Here is a 15,483-nt window from a genome sequence, read left to right as displayed (position 1 = left end):
TGCCCCTGAGTGAAGACCGGATAATGCTCTACCAGCCAGATTTCAACAAGGTAATGAGTTCGTAAAATGCTTCTGTTTAGATTTATCCAATAATAAAGTAAGCCCTGGTTTCAAAAGAAATGTACTCAATGAGAGTAGTTTTGACCGACTTCTAGAAGAAATTAAGAAAAATCACGAAGATGATGAAATCATTAAGTCTGGAACCCTTTCAGAATTCAAGCAGATTTTGATTGCGAACAAAATTATAACTCCATATATGGTCGGTAGCAAAACAAGGTATGGATTTGCTTATTTATACACCAACTACTTTGGAATTTAATAAATTAAAGGCATCACGAAATTGTGATGCCTTATACCTTTTATAATGGAGTCCTTACATGCCATTCTCAATCAATATAACAGGTTGTTTTTCAAACAACCCCTCTGCCAAGTACTGTGGCTTGCGGAATTGTTGCTTAGAATAGATTCAAAGGACTCGTACAGATTATTAAAGTCTATGATAGCTAAGAGCACAAGATGTTCAATATCCACCTCTCGTGAAAAGCGAACCTAAATATTAGCGAGCGTCTACCAGAAATAATATAAAGCCGAGGAATACATAATGGGAAGCTGGCAGTAGAACTATCATCTGACCGACCAGCCTACTCCAAACTCCCAAGCGGGTTTTGATAACTTGTTTTGATAAAATTTTGATAACCGTTAGCAGACTAACAAAAAACAACGGGAGCGTTACGCTCCCGTTAATAAATTTAACAAACTACGGCATTACATGTTCTTGATGATCGCGTCGCCAAACTCGCTACATTTCAGCAATTTAGCGCCTTCCATCAGACGTTCGAAGTCATAGGTTACGGTCTTGGCGTTGATCGCGCCTTCCATACCTTTAACAATTAAATCAGCCGCTTCGGTCCAACCCATGTGGCGCAGCATCATTTCAGCAGACAGGATGATGGAACCTGGGTTCACTTTATCCTGACCCGCATACTTCGGTGCAGTACCGTGGGTGGCTTCAAACAGTGCACATTCGTCACCGATGTTTGCACCCGGCGCGATACCGATACCGCCAACCTGCGCTGCCAGGGCATCAGAGATGTAGTCACCGTTCAGGTTCATACAGGCAATAACATCATACTCTGCCGGACGCAGCAGGATCTGCTGCAGGAACGCATCGGCGATAACGTCCTTAACAACGATCTCTTTCCCGGTTTTCGGGTTCTTGATTTTCACCCACGGGCCGCCGTCGATCAGTTCACCACCAAACTCTTCACGCGCTAACTGGTAACCCCAGTCTTTGAACGCGCCTTCGGTGAACTTCATGATGTTACCTTTATGTACCAGGGTAACAGAATCACGATCGTTGGCGATGGCGTATTCAATCGCCGCACGCACCAGACGTTTTGTCCCGTCTTCGGAACACGGTTTGATACCGATACCGCAATGTTCCGGGAAGCGAATTTTCTTCACGCCCATCTCTTCGCGCAGGAATTTAATCACTTTCTCTGCATCAGCAGAGTCGGCTTTCCACTCGATACCAGCGTAGATGTCTTCAGAGTTTTCACGGAAGATGACCATGTCGGTCAGTTCAGGATGTTTAACCGGGCTTGGGGTGCCCTGGTAGTAACGAACCGGACGCAGGCACACGTACAGGTCAAGTTCCTGACGCAGTGCAACGTTCAGTGAGCGAATACCGCCGCCAACTGGGGTAGTCAGTGGGCCTTTAATAGCAACACGGTAGTCACGAATCAGATCAAGGGTTTCAGCAGGCAGCCAGACGTCCTGGCCGTATACCTGAGTGGATTTCTCGCCGGTGTAGATTTCCATCCAGGAGATTTTACGCTCGCCTTTATAGGCTTTCTCGACAGCAGCATCGACAACTTTGATCATCGGTGGGGTTACATCAACGCCGATACCGTCGCCTTCAATGAACGGGATAATCGGATTTTCAGGAACGTTGAGTTTGCCGTTTTGCAGGGTGATCTTCTTACCTTCCGCCGGAACAACTACTTTGCTTTCCATTCACCTCTCCTTCGAGCGCTTCTGGTTCTGCTCGTCTGTCATCACGCTGCATGTGCATTTGCGTCCTGCTACACGGATGCGTTAGAGCAACTTTTTGTTAATGATTTGTAATGAGCGTGTCAATACTACCCTATTGTTCGCCGCCATGAAAGACACTCGTTCTTAGGCTATAATGCGGCAATTGATATAATCTGAAAATACCATGCAAAAAACTTCTTTTAGAAATCACCGGGTTGAGCGATTCAGCTCACGACAAGTCACTAAACAGCGTAAAGAAAACCAGCCAAAACGCGTGGTTTTGTTCAATAAACCCTACGATGTTTTGCCACAATTTACTGACGAAGCGGGTCGCAGCACGTTAAAAGATTTTATTCCCGTACAGGGCGTCTATGCTGCGGGGCGCCTGGACAGGGACAGCGAAGGCCTGTTGGTACTGACCAATGACGGTGCATTACAGGCCCGATTGACGCAGCCGGGTAAGCGCACCGGAAAAATTTATTACGTGCAGGTCGAAGGAGAGCCGACGCCAGAGGCGCTGGATGCCCTGCGCAATGGCGTGACGCTCAATGATGGCCCAACGTTGCCGGCAGGCGTTGAGGTTGTTGCCGAACCTGACTGGCTGTGGCCGCGAAATCCACCGATTCGCGAGCGCAAAAGCATTCCCACCCGTTGGTTGAAAATCACGTTGTATGAGGGGCGTAACCGTCAGGTGAGACGCATGACGGCGCATGTGGGTTTCCCCACGCTGCGGTTAATCCGCTATGCCATGGGTGATTACACGCTGGATAACCTCGCCAACGGCGAATGGCGTGAGCTGCAGCCGTAGCATCCATTTTTAACGCAACTATTAACAGGGAAGAACACGGCATATGGATAAACGGATCGTTGCAGCGCTCATGTTGTGCGGAGTTTCACCATTTTGTTATGCAAAACAGGACTGTGAAACGCTCGCCGGGATCGCGGCGGGAGAGGCAAATTATCTTTACGCCACTGCCAACGTCAGCGCTGACTCTCGTCTGCATTTCTACTCTGCACCGGCCAGCGGATGCCAGCTCCCGGCGTTTTTGGTCAATAGCGACACTGTAGAGGTACTCAGAAGTTCGCAGCGTTATGAAAGCACAGGCATGCTGTCCAAAGACGAACCTTTTCGTTACGTCCGCTACCGGGGCGCAAACGGCACTTTCGCTACCGGTTGGGTTACCGCCGACGGACTCACGCCGTTAGCTAACCCGCTTCCTGTTAGCCCTGCCTGCCAGACATGGGCCAATAAAGCGATGTCACAACGCGAAAAAATGCCCCCCGCCACCAGCAACCATTATCAGGTCATCGGCAGCTCGCGCGCTGGATTCTATTCAATGCCAAATGCACAGTGTCACAACAGTTCCGTATTCCTGGTTCCCGGCGACGTGGTTTCTGCTCAGGAAGAGTCCAAAGACGATTTTATTGAAGTGGTCTATTACACCGCCGATCGTCATAGCGTGCGCGGCTGGTTGAAAAAATCACAGCTGCAACCTTTAAACAGCGGTGACCGCTATCGCGACGACATCAATCCACTCTCTACAGATACAGCCACGCGAGTCGCCACTCTCAGTTTGCGTTATGACTATCAATGTGTTTTTTATGAGAGCTGGAATGCGAAAAACGCGATTGAAATCATCGTGCGCGAAGACCACCAAACCGAATTTTGCCGGGGTGCCGCCGATCCACAAACCTCCCCTCCGGTGGCCTATATCAGTATCGATAAAGCCACGGGTGAGATCAGCTGGCCAGATGTGTCTGAAGGCTTTAAAGAAGAATAAGAGGTGAACCATGTTCAAACCGCACGTCACCGTCGCCTGCATTGTACATGCCGAGGATAAGTTTTTAGTCGTTGAGGAAACCATCAACGGCAAAGCGTTATGGAACCAGCCTGCCGGGCATCTGGAAGCGGACGAAACCTTGGTACAAGCCGCTGCACGCGAACTGTGGGAAGAAACCGGCATCACCGCGCAGCCGCAGCATTTTATTCGCATGCATCAATGGATAGCCCCGGACAGAACCCCGTTCTTGCGTTTTCTGTTTTCTATTGAGCTTGCCAATATGTGCGCTACTGAGCCGCATGACAACGATATAGATTGCTGTCGTTGGGTCAGCGCTGAAGCGATTTTATCTGCACCGAACCTGCGTTCGCCGCTGGTTGCTGAGAGCATTCGCTGTTATCAGAGCGGGCAACGGTATCCGCTGGCAATGATCGGAGAATTTAACTGGCCGTTTACAGAGGGTGTCAAGTAAAGGGCTGCGTGATAGAATATGCCGCCTTTAAGTTCAATGTCGTGAGTATTCCTATGTCTGAAAGCCCAAAAAAAGTGATCGTCGGCATGTCCGGCGGTGTCGATTCCTCCGTTTCTGCCTGGCTGTTGCAACAACAGGGTTATCAGGTTGAAGGCCTGTTCATGAAGAACTGGGAAGAGGACGACGGTGAGGAATACTGTACCGCTGCTGCCGATCTTGCAGATGCGCAGGCAGTCTGCGACAAACTCGGCATTGAACTGCATACCGTTAACTTTGCCGCAGAATACTGGGACAACGTCTTTGAGTTGTTCCTTGAAGAGTACAAAGCGGGTCGTACGCCAAACCCGGATATTCTGTGCAACAAAGAAATTAAGTTTAAAGCCTTCCTCGAATTTGCCGCTGAAGATTTAGGTGCCGATTTCATCGCCACCGGTCACTACGTGCGCCGCGCGGACGTCGACGGCAAAAGCCGCCTGCTGCGTGGACTCGACGGCAATAAAGACCAAAGCTATTTCCTCTATACGCTCGGTCACGAGCAGATCGCCCAAAGCTTGTTCCCGGTCGGTGAACTGGAAAAACCGCAGGTGCGCAAAATCGCCGAAGATCTGGGCCTGATTACCGCGAAGAAAAAAGACTCCACCGGCATCTGCTTTATTGGTGAACGTAAATTCCGCGAGTTCCTTGGCCGTTACCTTCCGGCTCAGCCAGGAAAAATCATCACCGTGGATGGCGAAGAAATCGGCCAGCACCAGGGGCTGATGTATCACACTCTGGGCCAACGTAAAGGTCTGGGTATCGGCGGAACCAAAGAAGGGACCGAGGATCCATGGTATGTGGTCGATAAGGACGTTGAGAACAACATTCTGGTTGTCGCTCAGGGTCACGATCACCCGCGTCTGATGTCCGTTGGCCTGATCGCGCAACAGCTGCACTGGGTCGATCGCGAACCCTTCTCCGGCACAATGCGCTGTACGGTGAAAACCCGCTATCGTCAGACCGATATTCCGTGCACCGTTAAGTCGCTGGATGACGAACGTATTGAAGTGATTTTTGACGAGCCGGTTGCGGCGGTGACGCCAGGTCAGTCGGCCGTCTTTTACTGCGGCGAAGTGTGCCTCGGTGGCGGAATTATCGAGCAGCGCCTGCCTCTGCCGGTATAATTTATCTACATATCTAATACAAGGAAGCAGTGAACGTGGCAAAGAATTATTATGACATCACCCTCGCTCTGGCAGGCATTTGCCAGTCGGCTCGCCTGGTGCAACAACTGGCACACCAGGGGCACTGTGATGCCGATGCACTACACGTTTCACTCAACAGTGTTATTGATATGAATCCCAATTCTACGCTGGGCGTGTTTGGTGGCAGTGAAGCCAATCTGCGTCTGGGCCTTGAAACGCTGCTCGGTGTACTGAACGCCAGCAGTCGTCAGGGACTGAACGCGGAACTCACCCGCTATACCCTGAGCCTGATGGTGCTGGAGCGCAAGCTGTCAGCCGCCAAGGGCGCAATGGACACGCTGGGGGACCGTATTAATGGCCTGCAGCGCCAGCTAGACCATTTCGATTTGCAGTCAGAAACGTTAATGAGCGCAATGGCGGGCATTTATGTTGACGTCATCAGCCCGCTCGGCCCACGTATTCAGGTCACGGGATCCCCAGCTATCCTCCAGAGCCCGCAGGTTCAGGCAAAAGTCCGCGCGTCGCTTCTGGCTGGTATTCGTGCTGCCGTACTCTGGCACCAGGTCGGTGGCGGTCGTCTGCAACTCATGTTTTCTCGTAATCGCCTGACCACTCAGGCAAAACAAATTCTTGCTCATTTAACCCCGGAGTTGTGATCTATGGAATTATCCTCACTGACCGCCGTTTCCCCTGTCGATGGACGCTACGGCGATAAAGTCAGCGCGCTGCGCGGGATTTTCAGCGAATACGGTTTGCTGAAATTCCGTGTACAGGTTGAAGTACGCTGGCTGCAAAAACTGGCCGCGCACGCAGCGATCAAGGAAGTTCCTGCTTTTGCTGCCGACGCAATCGGTTTCCTTGATACGATCGTCGCTAACTTCAATGAAGAAGATGCCGCGCGCATCAAAACCATTGAACGCACGACCAACCACGATGTGAAGGCCGTTGAGTATTTCCTGAAAGAAAAAGTCGCTGATATCCCGGAACTGCACGCTGTTTCCGAGTTTATCCACTTCGCCTGTACCTCAGAAGATATCAACAACCTGTCTCATGCGCTGATGCTGAAAACCGCCCGCGATGAAGTGATCCTGCCATACTGGCGCAAGCTTATCGATGCGGTAAAAGACCTGTCCGTGCAGTATCGTGACATTCCCCTACTCTCCCGTACGCACGGCCAGCCGGCAACACCCTCTACGTTGGGCAAAGAAATGGCTAACGTGGCATACCGTATGGAGCGCCAGTATCGCCAGCTAAACCAGGTAGAAATTCTCGGTAAAATCAACGGTGCCGTCGGTAACTATAATGCCCACATCGCCGCTTATCCGGAAGTTGACTGGCATCAGTTCAGTGAAGAATTCGTCACTTCGCTGGGTATTCAGTGGAACCCGTACACCACGCAGATTGAGCCGCACGACTACATTGCTGAGCTGTTCGATTGCGTCGCGCGTTTTAACACCATCCTGATCGATTTTGACCGCGACGTCTGGGGCTATGTGGCGCTGAACCACTTCAAACAGAAAACCATTGCCGGTGAAATTGGTTCTTCCACCATGCCGCACAAAGTTAACCCTATCGACTTCGAAAACTCCGAAGGCAACCTGGGCCTGTCTAATGCGGTACTGCAGCACCTGGCAAGCAAACTGCCGGTTTCCCGCTGGCAGCGTGACCTGACGGATTCTACCGTTCTGCGTAACCTGGGCGTGGGAATTGGCTACGCGTTGATCGCGTATCAGTCCACACTGAAGGGTGTGAGCAAACTGGAAGTAAACCGCGATCATCTGCTGGATGAACTGGACCATAACTGGGAAGTGCTGGCCGAGCCGATTCAGACCGTTATGCGTCGTTACGGCATTGAAAAACCGTACGAGAAGCTGAAAGAGCTGACCCGCGGCAAGCGCGTTGACGCCGAAGGCATGAAGCAGTTTATCGACGGACTGGCCCTGCCAGAAGACGAGAAAACGCGCCTGAAAGCGATGACGCCAGCCAACTATATTGGTCGCGCCATCACCATGGTTGATGAGTTGAAGTAATCAATCCTGCGCCAGATGGCGCTCACGCTTATCTGGCCTACATTTATCCCGCGTAGGCCAGATGTGGCGTTCATGCCACCTTCCGACATTCCCCTCGGTTTATTAAATGTTTATCCCCACAGCCACATAATCAGCGTTAAACTATTCATACCGTCAATTTAGGGAGAAACGAAGATGCGCGTACTGGTTGTTGAGGATAATGCCTTATTACGTCACCACCTGAAGGTTCAGTTACAGGATGCAGGCCACCAGGTTGATGATGCTGAGGATGCAAAGGAAGCAGATTATTACCTTAACGAACATCTGCCAGATATTGCGATCGTCGACTTAGGTCTGCCCGATGAAGATGGCTTGTCACTGATCCGCCGCTGGCGCAGCAATGACGTTTCGCTCCCCATTCTGGTGTTGACCGCCCGCGAAGGCTGGCAGGATAAAGTGGAAGTGCTCAGCGCTGGGGCTGATGACTACGTGACAAAACCTTTCCATATTGAAGAGGTGGTCGCCCGCATGCAGGCACTGATGCGCCGCAATAGCGGCCTGGCCTCGCAAATTATCTCGCTGCCGCCTTTTCAGGTTGACCTTTCCCGCCGCGAATTATCAGTGAATGATGAGGTTATCAAACTCACCGCGTTTGAATACACCATCATGGAAACGCTGATCCGCAATAACGGCAAAGTGGTCAGCAAAGACTCACTGATGCTACAACTTTATCCGGATGCAGAACTGCGTGAAAGCCACACCATCGATGTACTGATGGGACGTCTGCGCAAAAAAATTCAGGCGCAATATCCGGATGACGTGATCACCACCGTACGTGGACAGGGCTACCTCTTCGAACTGCGCTAATGAACAAATTATTGCGTCATTTTTTCCCGTTATCGCTGCGTGTACGCTTTTTGCTGGCGACCGCTGGCGTTGTCCTTGTGCTTTCACTGGCCTATGGCATGGTCGCGCTGGTGGGTTACAGTGTAAGCTTTGATAAGACCACATTTCGTCTTCTGCGCGGTGAAAGTAACTTGTTTTACACCCTCGCGAAATGGGAAGACGGCAAGCTCCAGGTCGAACTGCCTGAACATCTCGATATGCAAAGCCCCACCATGTCGCTGATCTACGATGAAAATGGCAAATTGTTGTGGGCACAACGCGATGTCCCCTGGCTGACGCACAGTATTCAGCCGGACTGGTTAAAAACGAATGGTTTTCATGAAATAGAAGCCGATGTCGATGCCACCAGCACGTTGCTGCGCGAAGATCACTCCGCGCAACAGCAGCTTAAAGAAGTCAGAGAAGATGATAACGATGCCGAAATGACCCACTCGGTGGCGGTAAACGTCTACCCTGAGACCGCCCGCATGCCTCAGCTTACCATTGTCGTTGTCGACACTATCCCCATTGAGCTCAAGCGCTCATATATGGTCTGGAGCTGGTTTATCTATGTATTGGTCGCCAACTTGCTGCTCGTGATCCCGCTGCTATGGGTCGCCGCCTGGTGGAGTTTACGGCCTATCGAGTCACTGGCGCGTGAGGTCCGAGAACTTGAGGAGCATCACCGTGAAATGCTCAATCCCGCCACCACGCGGGAACTAACTAGCCTGGTACGTAACCTCAACCGACTGCTGAAAAGTGAGCGTGAGCGTTACGATAAATACCGCACGACCTTAACCGATCTCACCCATAGCCTGAAAACACCGCTGGCGGTATTGCAAAGCACGCTACGCTCGATGCGCAATGAAAAGATGAGCGTAACCGATGCCGAACCCGTGATGCTGGAACAAATTAGCCGCATTTCCCAGCAAATTGGCTACTACCTGCATCGCGCCAGCATGCGCGGTGGTAACGCCCTGCTCAGCCGCGAACTGCACCCGGTTGCCCCTTTGCTGGATAAGCTAACCTCCGCCCTCAATAAGGTGTATCAGCGTAAAGGCGTCACTATTAGTCTCGATATCTCACCCGAAATCAGTTTCGTCGGCGAGCAGAATGATTTTGTCGAGGTCATGGGTAACGTGCTGGATAACGCCTGTAAATACTGTCTGGAGTTCGTCGAGATCTCCGCTCAGCTGTCCGACGATCGCCTACATATTCTGGTGGAAGATGACGGTCCTGGCATTCCACAAGCCAAGCGTGAAGTGGTTTTTGATCGCGGCCAGCGTGTGGATACCTTACGCCCCGGGCAAGGCGTGGGGCTGGCGGTAGCTCGCGAAATTACCGAGCAGTATGACGGGCAAATTATCGCAGGCGATAGCCTGTTAGGCGGCGCGCGCATGGAGGTCATTTTTGGCCGTCAGCATCCGGGGCATAAAGACGAGTAAGTTGTTTGTAATATTTATGTACCGGGATCACTTATCCGGTTAAGCATCCGTTATAATCGGAGCAACCAACAGTCTGCGGATGCGCATTATGGAATACCAATTAAACCTCAACTGGCCCGACTTTCTCGAACGCCACTGGCAAAAGCGCCCGGTGGTCTTAAAGCGTGGTTTTACAAACTTTATCGATCCGCTTTCCCCTGATGAACTGGCCGGACTGGCGATGGAAAGCGAAGTCGACAGCCGACTGGTCAGCCATCAGGACGGTAAATGGCAGGTGAGCCACGGTCCATTCGAAAGCTATGACCATCTCGGCGAGAACAACTGGTCGCTGCTGGTCCAGGCCGTCAACCACTGGCACGAACCGACCGCCGCGCTGATGCGTCCGTTTCGCGAATTACCGGACTGGCGTATTGATGACCTGATGATCTCCTTTTCCGTGCCCGGCGGCGGCGTTGGTCCGCACCTGGATCAGTACGATGTGTTTATCATTCAAGGCACCGGTCGTCGTCGCTGGCGCGTAGGCGAAAAACTCCAGCTAAAACAACACTGCCCACACCCGGACCTGCTGCAGGTTGATCCGTTCGAGGCCATCATTGATGAGGAGCTGGAGCCGGGTGATATTCTGTATATCCCGCCAGGATTCCCGCACGAAGGCTACGCGCTGGAAAACGCGATGAACTATTCTGTCGGTTTCCGCGCCCCGAACGCCCGGGAGTTAATCAGCGGATTCGCCGATTACGTTCTGCAACGTGAGCTGGGCAGCACCTATTACAGCGACCCGGACCTGCCGCCGCGCGACCATCCGGCGGATGTTCTGCCACAAGAAATGGATAAACTGCGTGAAATGATGCTGGGGCTGATTAATCAACCTGAACATTTCAAACAGTGGTTTGGTGAGTTTATTTCCCAGTCGCGTCATGAGCTGGATGTCGCCCCGCCGGAGCCACCTTATCAGCCCGACGAAATCTACGACGCGCTGAAACAAGGGGATGTGCTGGTACGTCTGGGCGGATTACGCGTTATCCGTGTCGGCGACGAGGTTTACGTCAACGGTGAAAAAATTAACTCACCGCATCGCCCTGCCCTCGAGGCGCTGGCCAGCCATATTGTGCTGACAGCCGAGAACTTTGAAGATGCGCTGGAAGATCCGTCTTTCCTCGCCATGCTGGCCGCGCTGGTTAACAGCGGATACTGGTTCTTCGAAGGGTAAATTAGTAGTGACTGCGCCGGATGGCGCTTCGCTTATCCGGCCCACGGAATGAGGTATCTGTAGGCCGGATAAGGCGCAAGCCACCATCCGGCCTCTACACACTCTTTATTTTTGTTTCGCGGCCAATTCGGCAATACGCACGATCACCTGCACCGCTTTTTCCATTCCTTCCAGCGTCACAAACTCATGTTTACCATGATAGTTGTAGCCGCCGGTGAACAGATTCGGGCACGGTAATCCCATAAACGACAGTTGCGCACCATCGGTGCCGCCACGAATAGGTTTCAGCACAGGCTCAATGTCGCAATCACGCATCGCCTGCTGGGCAATATCCAGTACGTGCGGGTGCTCAATCACTTTCTCGCGCATATTGTAATAGCTATCTTCAATCACCAGTTCGATATAGCAGTCCGGGTGTAACCCTTTGCCAACCTTTTTGGCGATCTCCATAATTTTACGTTTGCGCGCTTCAAACTGTTTACGGTCAAAATCACGGATAATGTAGTGCATGTCCGCCCGATCAACGGTGCCTTTCATGCTCGCCAGATGGTAAAAACCTTCGTAACCTTCGGTCGTTTCCGGGCTTTCATCTGCCGGAACCTCTGCGTGGATACGAGCAGCCAGCGACAGCGCATTCACCATCACCCCTTTTGCGGTACCAGGGTGCACATTGTTACCAACGATTTTGATATTGACCGACGCCGCGTTGAAGTTTTCAAACTCCAGTTCACCCACGCCACCCCCATCAACGGTGTAAGCCCACTTCGCATCAAATGCGGCGACGTCAAAGTGCTTCGCCCCTTTACCCACCTCTTCGTCGGGCGTAAAGGCCACACGAATATCGCCATGGGGAATGTTTTTATGCTTCAACACAGCCAGCGCGGTCACTATCTCCGCCACTCCGGCTTTGTCGTCCGCTCCCAGCAGGGTTTTACCGTCGGTGGTGATCAACGTTTGTCCCAAAAGTTGATGTAACACCGGGAACATCACCGGCGACAGAACTTCATCACCAATGCCTAACGCAATATCGCCCCCACGGTAGTTTTCAACAATTTGCGGGTTGACGTTTTTACCCGTGAAATCCGGTGAGGTATCGACATGAGAAATGAAGCCAATCGCGGGAATATCACCGGCAACGTTTGCGGGTAACGTTGCCATCAGTGTTCCCTTCTCACTTAATGAAACGTTAACCAGCCCCATTTCTTCAAGCTGTTGTTTGAGCAGCTGTAATAGCTTCCACTGCCCCTCAGTGCTGGGTACCTGCCGCACACCCGATTTGGACTGAGTGTCCAGCGACACGTAGTGTAAAAAACGCTCAAGTAGTTTATCCATGCAGTCACCCTCACTTTTCGTGACAACATTATCAATAAGCAAGAAAAGACAAATATTGCGTCAGGTCATTTTTATCCCCGCAAGTGAGAATATTTGTCTCTGACACCCCTTCTGACTATAAGGGTAAGTCAGTAATTCGCAACAAGGATTGGCGATTACAATGGTTTGCCGTAGAATAATCGCCCTCATTAAGAGTCATCAAGGTGGTTAACCACAAACCCCGCAGCGGTCAGCCATCCGTTGCGTTTACATGGGACAGAGTAAAAAATTGAATAAACAACCGCGTTCGCTTTCTCCACTGGTGCAATTAGCGGGAATTCGCAAAAGTTTCGATGGCAAAGAGGTGATTTCCGACCTGGATTTGACCATCAACAATGGCGAATTTCTCACGCTGCTCGGCCCCTCTGGCTGCGGTAAAACAACCGTTCTTCGCCTGATTGCGGGTCTTGAAACGGTTGATTCCGGTCATATCATGCTGGACAACCAGGATATCACTCACGTACCTGCGGAAAACCGCTACGTGAACACCGTATTCCAAAGTTATGCGTTATTCCCCCACATGACCGTGTTCGAGAATGTGGCCTTCGGTTTGCGCATGCAAAAGACCCCGACTGCCGACATTCAACCTCGCGTCACCGAAGCCTTGCGCATGGTGCAACTGGAAGAGTTTGCCCAGCGTAAACCCCATCAACTCTCCGGTGGACAGCAGCAGCGTGTGGCAATTGCCCGTGCAGTGGTCAACAAACCTCGTTTGCTATTGTTAGATGAATCGCTCTCCGCGCTGGACTACAAACTGCGTAAGCAGATGCAGAACGAACTGAAAGCGCTGCAGCGTAAGCTCGGTATCACCTTTGTCTTTGTCACTCACGATCAAGAAGAAGCGCTGACCATGTCAGACCGTATCGTGGTGATGCGTGACGGTAAAATTGAGCAGGACGGCACGCCGCGAGAAATTTACGAAGAGCCGAAAAATCTGTTCGTCGCCGGGTTTATCGGTGAGATCAATATGTTCAACGCGACGGTTATTGAACGTCTGGATGAACAACGCGTTCGTGCTAACGTTGAAGGTCGAGAGTGCAACATCTACGTGAATTTCGCCGTTACGCCGGGACAAAAACTGCATGTTTTGCTGCGTCCGGAAGATCTGCGCGTAGATGAGATCAACGATGACAACCACATCGAAGGACTTATCGGCTACGTGCGTGAGCGCAACTACAAAGGCATGACGCTGGAGTCGGTTGTCGAACTGGAAAATGGCAAGATGGTGATGGTTAGCGAATTCTTCAACGAAGACGATCCTGACTTCGATCACTCTCTGGACCAGAAAATGGCCATTAACTGGGTAGAAAGTTGGGAGGTCGTACTGGCTGATGAAGAACACAAGTAAATTCCAGAGTGTGGTGATCGTCACCATTGTCGGTTGGCTTGTGTTATTTGTCTTCCTGCCCAACCTGATGATCATTGGCACCAGCTTTTTGACCCGTGACGATGCGAATTTCGTCAAAATGGTCTTTACGCTGGAAAACTATGCTCGCCTGCTCGATCCGCTCTACTTTGAGGTGTTGATTCACTCCCTCAATATGGCGCTGATTGCCACGTTCGCCTGCCTGGTGCTCGGCTATCCGTTTGCCTGGTTTTTGGTAAAACTGCCGGAAAAAGTGCGTCCACTGCTGCTGTTCCTGCTGATTGTTCCGTTCTGGACCAACTCGCTTATTCGCATCTATGGACTCAAAATTTTCCTCAGTACCAAAGGCTATCTCAACGAGTTTCTGCTGTGGCTCGGGGTCATTGATACCCCCATTCGCATTATGTTCACCCCCAGCGCGGTCATTATCGGCCTCGTTTACATCCTGCTGCCGTTTATGGTTATGCCGCTTTATTCCAGCATTGAGAAACTCGATAAGCCGCTACTGGAAGCCGCGCGCGATCTGGGTGCCAGCAAATTTCAGACCTTCACCCGCATCATCATTCCGCTGACCATGCCGGGAATTATCGCCGGTTGCCTGCTGGTGATGCTGCCAGCCATGGGGTTATTTTACGTGTCTGATCTAATGGGCGGCGCGAAAAACCTGTTGATTGGTAACGTGATAAAAGTTCAGTTCCTGAACATTCGTGACTGGCCGTTTGGTGCCGCCACCAGCATTACCCTGACCATCGTGATGGGACTGATGTTATTAGTTTACTGGCGCGCCTCCCGCTTGCTGAATAAAAAGGTGGAACTCGAATGATCGGTCGACTGCTTCGCGGTGGTTTCATGACCGCCATCTACGCGTATCTGTACATTCCAATCATTATTTTGATTGTGAACTCCTTTAACAGCTCGCGCTTTGGCATCAACTGGCAAGGCTTTACCACTAAATGGTACGGCCTGCTGATGAACAACGACAGCCTGCTGCAGGCGGCACAGCATTCACTGACGATGGCCGTGTTATCCGCAACCTTTGCCACCCTGATCGGCTCACTGACGGCGGTTGCGCTTTACCGCTACCGTTTTCGCGGTAAACCGTTTGTCAGCGGTATGCTGTTCGTGGTGATGATGTCGCCGGATATCGTGATGGCGATTTCACTGCTGGTGCTGTTTATGCTGATCGGTATTCAACTGGGGTTCTGGTCGTTGCTGTTCTCGCATATCACCTTCTGTTTGCCTTTTGTGGTGGTGACAGTGTACTCACGCCTGAAAGGATTCGATGTGCGAATGCTGGAAGCCGCAAAAGACCTGGGCGCCAGCGAAGTCACTATTCTGCGCAAAATCATTCTGCCGCTGGCAATGCCAGCGGTCGCTGCGGGCTGGTTACTGAGCTTTACCCTGTCGATGGATGACGTGGTTGTTTCATCGTTCGTCACTGGACCAGGTTATGAAATTCTGCCGTTAAAAATCTACTCAATGGTTAAAGTCGGCGTGTCACCAGAAGTTAATGCGCTGGCCACCATTTTGTTGGTTCTGTCGCTGGTCATGGTTATCGCCAGCCAGCTTATTGCACGTGATAAAACTAAAGGCCGCTAACAGGCCCATACCCTATGGATTTCGAGTTGCATTGAGGCGGCAAGCTCGTGAGTCCCCAGGAACATAGATAACTATGTGACTGAGGTGAACTAGCGTAGCCAACAAAAATGCGGCTTGAAAGACGACGGGT

At 51.5% G+C, this 15,483-nt stretch carries 14 protein-coding genes; 12 read left to right on the top strand and 2 right to left on the bottom strand.

The features are described 5' to 3' along the window. Positions 1 to 765: 765 nt before the first annotated feature. Complete coding sequence (icd, locus tag FDX22_RS01290) at positions 766 to 2,016, bottom strand: NADP-dependent isocitrate dehydrogenase (RefSeq protein WP_146716609.1); 1,251 nt, start codon at positions 2,014 to 2,016, stop codon at positions 766 to 768. Positions 2,017 to 2,218: 202 nt separating this feature from the next. Here icd and rluE point away from each other — a divergent pair, with 202 nt between their 5' ends. The 9 genes from rluE to roxA all read left to right on the top strand — a co-directional run bounded on the left by rluE (position 2,219) and on the right by roxA (position 11,017). Further along, the gene (rluE, locus tag FDX22_RS01285) at positions 2,219 to 2,842 is read left to right on the top strand and encodes a 23S rRNA pseudouridine(2457) synthase RluE (RefSeq protein ID WP_096757397.1); all 624 of its coding nucleotides are present in this window, start codon (positions 2,219 to 2,221) and stop codon (positions 2,840 to 2,842) included. 43 nt (positions 2,843 to 2,885) lie between these two features. Beyond that, the gene (locus FDX22_RS01280) at positions 2,886 to 3,815 is read left to right on the top strand and encodes a hypothetical protein (protein ID WP_146716608.1); all 930 of its coding nucleotides are present in this window, start codon (positions 2,886 to 2,888) and stop codon (positions 3,813 to 3,815) included. A gap of 10 nt (positions 3,816 to 3,825) precedes the next feature. Continuing rightward, entirely contained in the window at positions 3,826 to 4,287 is a 462-nt protein-coding gene (locus tag FDX22_RS01275) for an NUDIX hydrolase (protein WP_117342947.1), read from the top strand. A gap of 53 nt (positions 4,288 to 4,340) precedes the next feature. Continuing rightward, complete coding sequence (mnmA, locus tag FDX22_RS01270; RefSeq protein ID WP_117342946.1) at positions 4,341 to 5,447, top strand: tRNA 2-thiouridine(34) synthase MnmA; 1,107 nt, start codon at positions 4,341 to 4,343, stop codon at positions 5,445 to 5,447. A gap of 35 nt (positions 5,448 to 5,482) precedes the next feature. Further along, positions 5,483 to 6,124: a high frequency lysogenization protein HflD gene (gene hflD, locus FDX22_RS01265; RefSeq protein ID WP_117343114.1), complete on the top strand. Its 642-nt coding sequence runs from the start codon at positions 5,483 to 5,485 to the stop codon at positions 6,122 to 6,124. 3 nt (positions 6,125 to 6,127) lie between these two features. Continuing rightward, on the top strand, positions 6,128 to 7,498 hold the full coding sequence (gene purB, locus FDX22_RS01260; protein ID WP_096757401.1) for an adenylosuccinate lyase: 1,371 nt from the start codon (positions 6,128 to 6,130) through the stop codon (positions 7,496 to 7,498). Positions 7,499 to 7,672: 174 nt separating this feature from the next. Then, the gene (phoP, locus tag FDX22_RS01255; protein ID WP_096757402.1) at positions 7,673 to 8,344 is read left to right on the top strand and encodes a two-component system response regulator PhoP; all 672 of its coding nucleotides are present in this window, start codon (positions 7,673 to 7,675) and stop codon (positions 8,342 to 8,344) included. Further along, entirely contained in the window at positions 8,344 to 9,807 is a 1,464-nt protein-coding gene (gene phoQ / locus FDX22_RS01250; protein ID WP_146716607.1) for a two-component system sensor histidine kinase PhoQ, read from the top strand. Before phoP ends, phoQ begins: the two co-directional genes overlap by 1 nt. An 88-nt stretch (positions 9,808 to 9,895) precedes the next feature. After that, positions 9,896 to 11,017 (top strand): [50S ribosomal protein L16]-arginine 3-hydroxylase, encoded by a 1,122-nt coding sequence (roxA, locus tag FDX22_RS01245; protein ID WP_096757404.1) that lies wholly within the window; start codon positions 9,896 to 9,898, stop codon positions 11,015 to 11,017. Between the two features lie 105 nt (positions 11,018 to 11,122). Here the strand turns inward: roxA and pepT are convergent, their stop codons facing one another. Further along, positions 11,123 to 12,349 carry a peptidase T gene (pepT, locus tag FDX22_RS01240; RefSeq protein WP_096757405.1) on the bottom strand — a complete coding sequence of 409 codons (1,227 nt, stop codon included), beginning with the start codon at positions 12,347 to 12,349 and terminating at the stop codon, positions 11,123 to 11,125. A gap of 250 nt (positions 12,350 to 12,599) precedes the next feature. Between pepT and potA the strand changes: the two genes are divergently transcribed. The 3 genes from potA to potC are packed head-to-tail and all read left to right on the top strand — an operon-like array spanning position 12,600 to position 15,353. After that, complete coding sequence (potA, locus tag FDX22_RS01235; protein ID WP_096757406.1) at positions 12,600 to 13,736, top strand: spermidine/putrescine ABC transporter ATP-binding protein PotA; 1,137 nt, start codon at positions 12,600 to 12,602, stop codon at positions 13,734 to 13,736. Then, positions 13,720 to 14,577, top strand: a complete 858-nt coding sequence (gene potB, locus FDX22_RS01230) for a spermidine/putrescine ABC transporter permease PotB (RefSeq protein ID WP_096757407.1) — start codon at positions 13,720 to 13,722, stop codon at positions 14,575 to 14,577. The genes potA and potB overlap by 17 nt, the downstream gene beginning before the upstream one ends. After that, on the top strand, positions 14,574 to 15,353 hold the full coding sequence (potC, locus tag FDX22_RS01225; protein WP_003030794.1) for a spermidine/putrescine ABC transporter permease PotC: 780 nt from the start codon (positions 14,574 to 14,576) through the stop codon (positions 15,351 to 15,353). The genes potB and potC overlap by 4 nt, the downstream gene beginning before the upstream one ends. Positions 15,354 to 15,483 lie beyond the last annotated feature (130 nt).

It is taken from the genome of Citrobacter sp. TBCS-14 (assembly GCF_005280805.1).
Lineage (GTDB): Bacteria > Pseudomonadota > Gammaproteobacteria > Enterobacterales > Enterobacteriaceae > Citrobacter > Citrobacter gillenii.
This window is presented reverse-complemented; position numbering and strand designations above follow the sequence as displayed.

Bases quoted from the DNA above. Each gene is read 5' to 3' on its own strand.
- icd (WP_146716609.1), bottom strand. From the start codon at position 2,016: ATGGAAAGCAAAGTAGTTGTTCCGGCGGAAGGTAAGAAGATCACCCTG.
- rluE (WP_096757397.1), top strand. From the start codon at position 2,219: ATGCAAAAAACTTCTTTTAGAAATCACCGGGTTGAGCGATTCAGCTCA.
- FDX22_RS01280 (WP_146716608.1), top strand. From the start codon at position 2,886: ATGGATAAACGGATCGTTGCAGCGCTCATGTTGTGCGGAGTTTCACCA.
- FDX22_RS01275 (WP_117342947.1), top strand. From the start codon at position 3,826: ATGTTCAAACCGCACGTCACCGTCGCCTGCATTGTACATGCCGAGGAT.
- mnmA (WP_117342946.1), top strand. From the start codon at position 4,341: ATGTCTGAAAGCCCAAAAAAAGTGATCGTCGGCATGTCCGGCGGTGTC.
- purB (WP_096757401.1), top strand. From the start codon at position 6,128: ATGGAATTATCCTCACTGACCGCCGTTTCCCCTGTCGATGGACGCTAC.
- phoP (WP_096757402.1), top strand. From the start codon at position 7,673: ATGCGCGTACTGGTTGTTGAGGATAATGCCTTATTACGTCACCACCTG.
- phoQ (WP_146716607.1), top strand. From the start codon at position 8,344: ATGAACAAATTATTGCGTCATTTTTTCCCGTTATCGCTGCGTGTACGC.
- roxA (WP_096757404.1), top strand. From the start codon at position 9,896: ATGGAATACCAATTAAACCTCAACTGGCCCGACTTTCTCGAACGCCAC.
- pepT (WP_096757405.1), bottom strand. From the start codon at position 12,349: ATGGATAAACTACTTGAGCGTTTTTTACACTACGTGTCGCTGGACACT.
- potA (WP_096757406.1), top strand. From the start codon at position 12,600: ATGGGACAGAGTAAAAAATTGAATAAACAACCGCGTTCGCTTTCTCCA.
- potB (WP_096757407.1), top strand. From the start codon at position 13,720: ATGAAGAACACAAGTAAATTCCAGAGTGTGGTGATCGTCACCATTGTC.
- potC (WP_003030794.1), top strand. From the start codon at position 14,574: ATGATCGGTCGACTGCTTCGCGGTGGTTTCATGACCGCCATCTACGCG.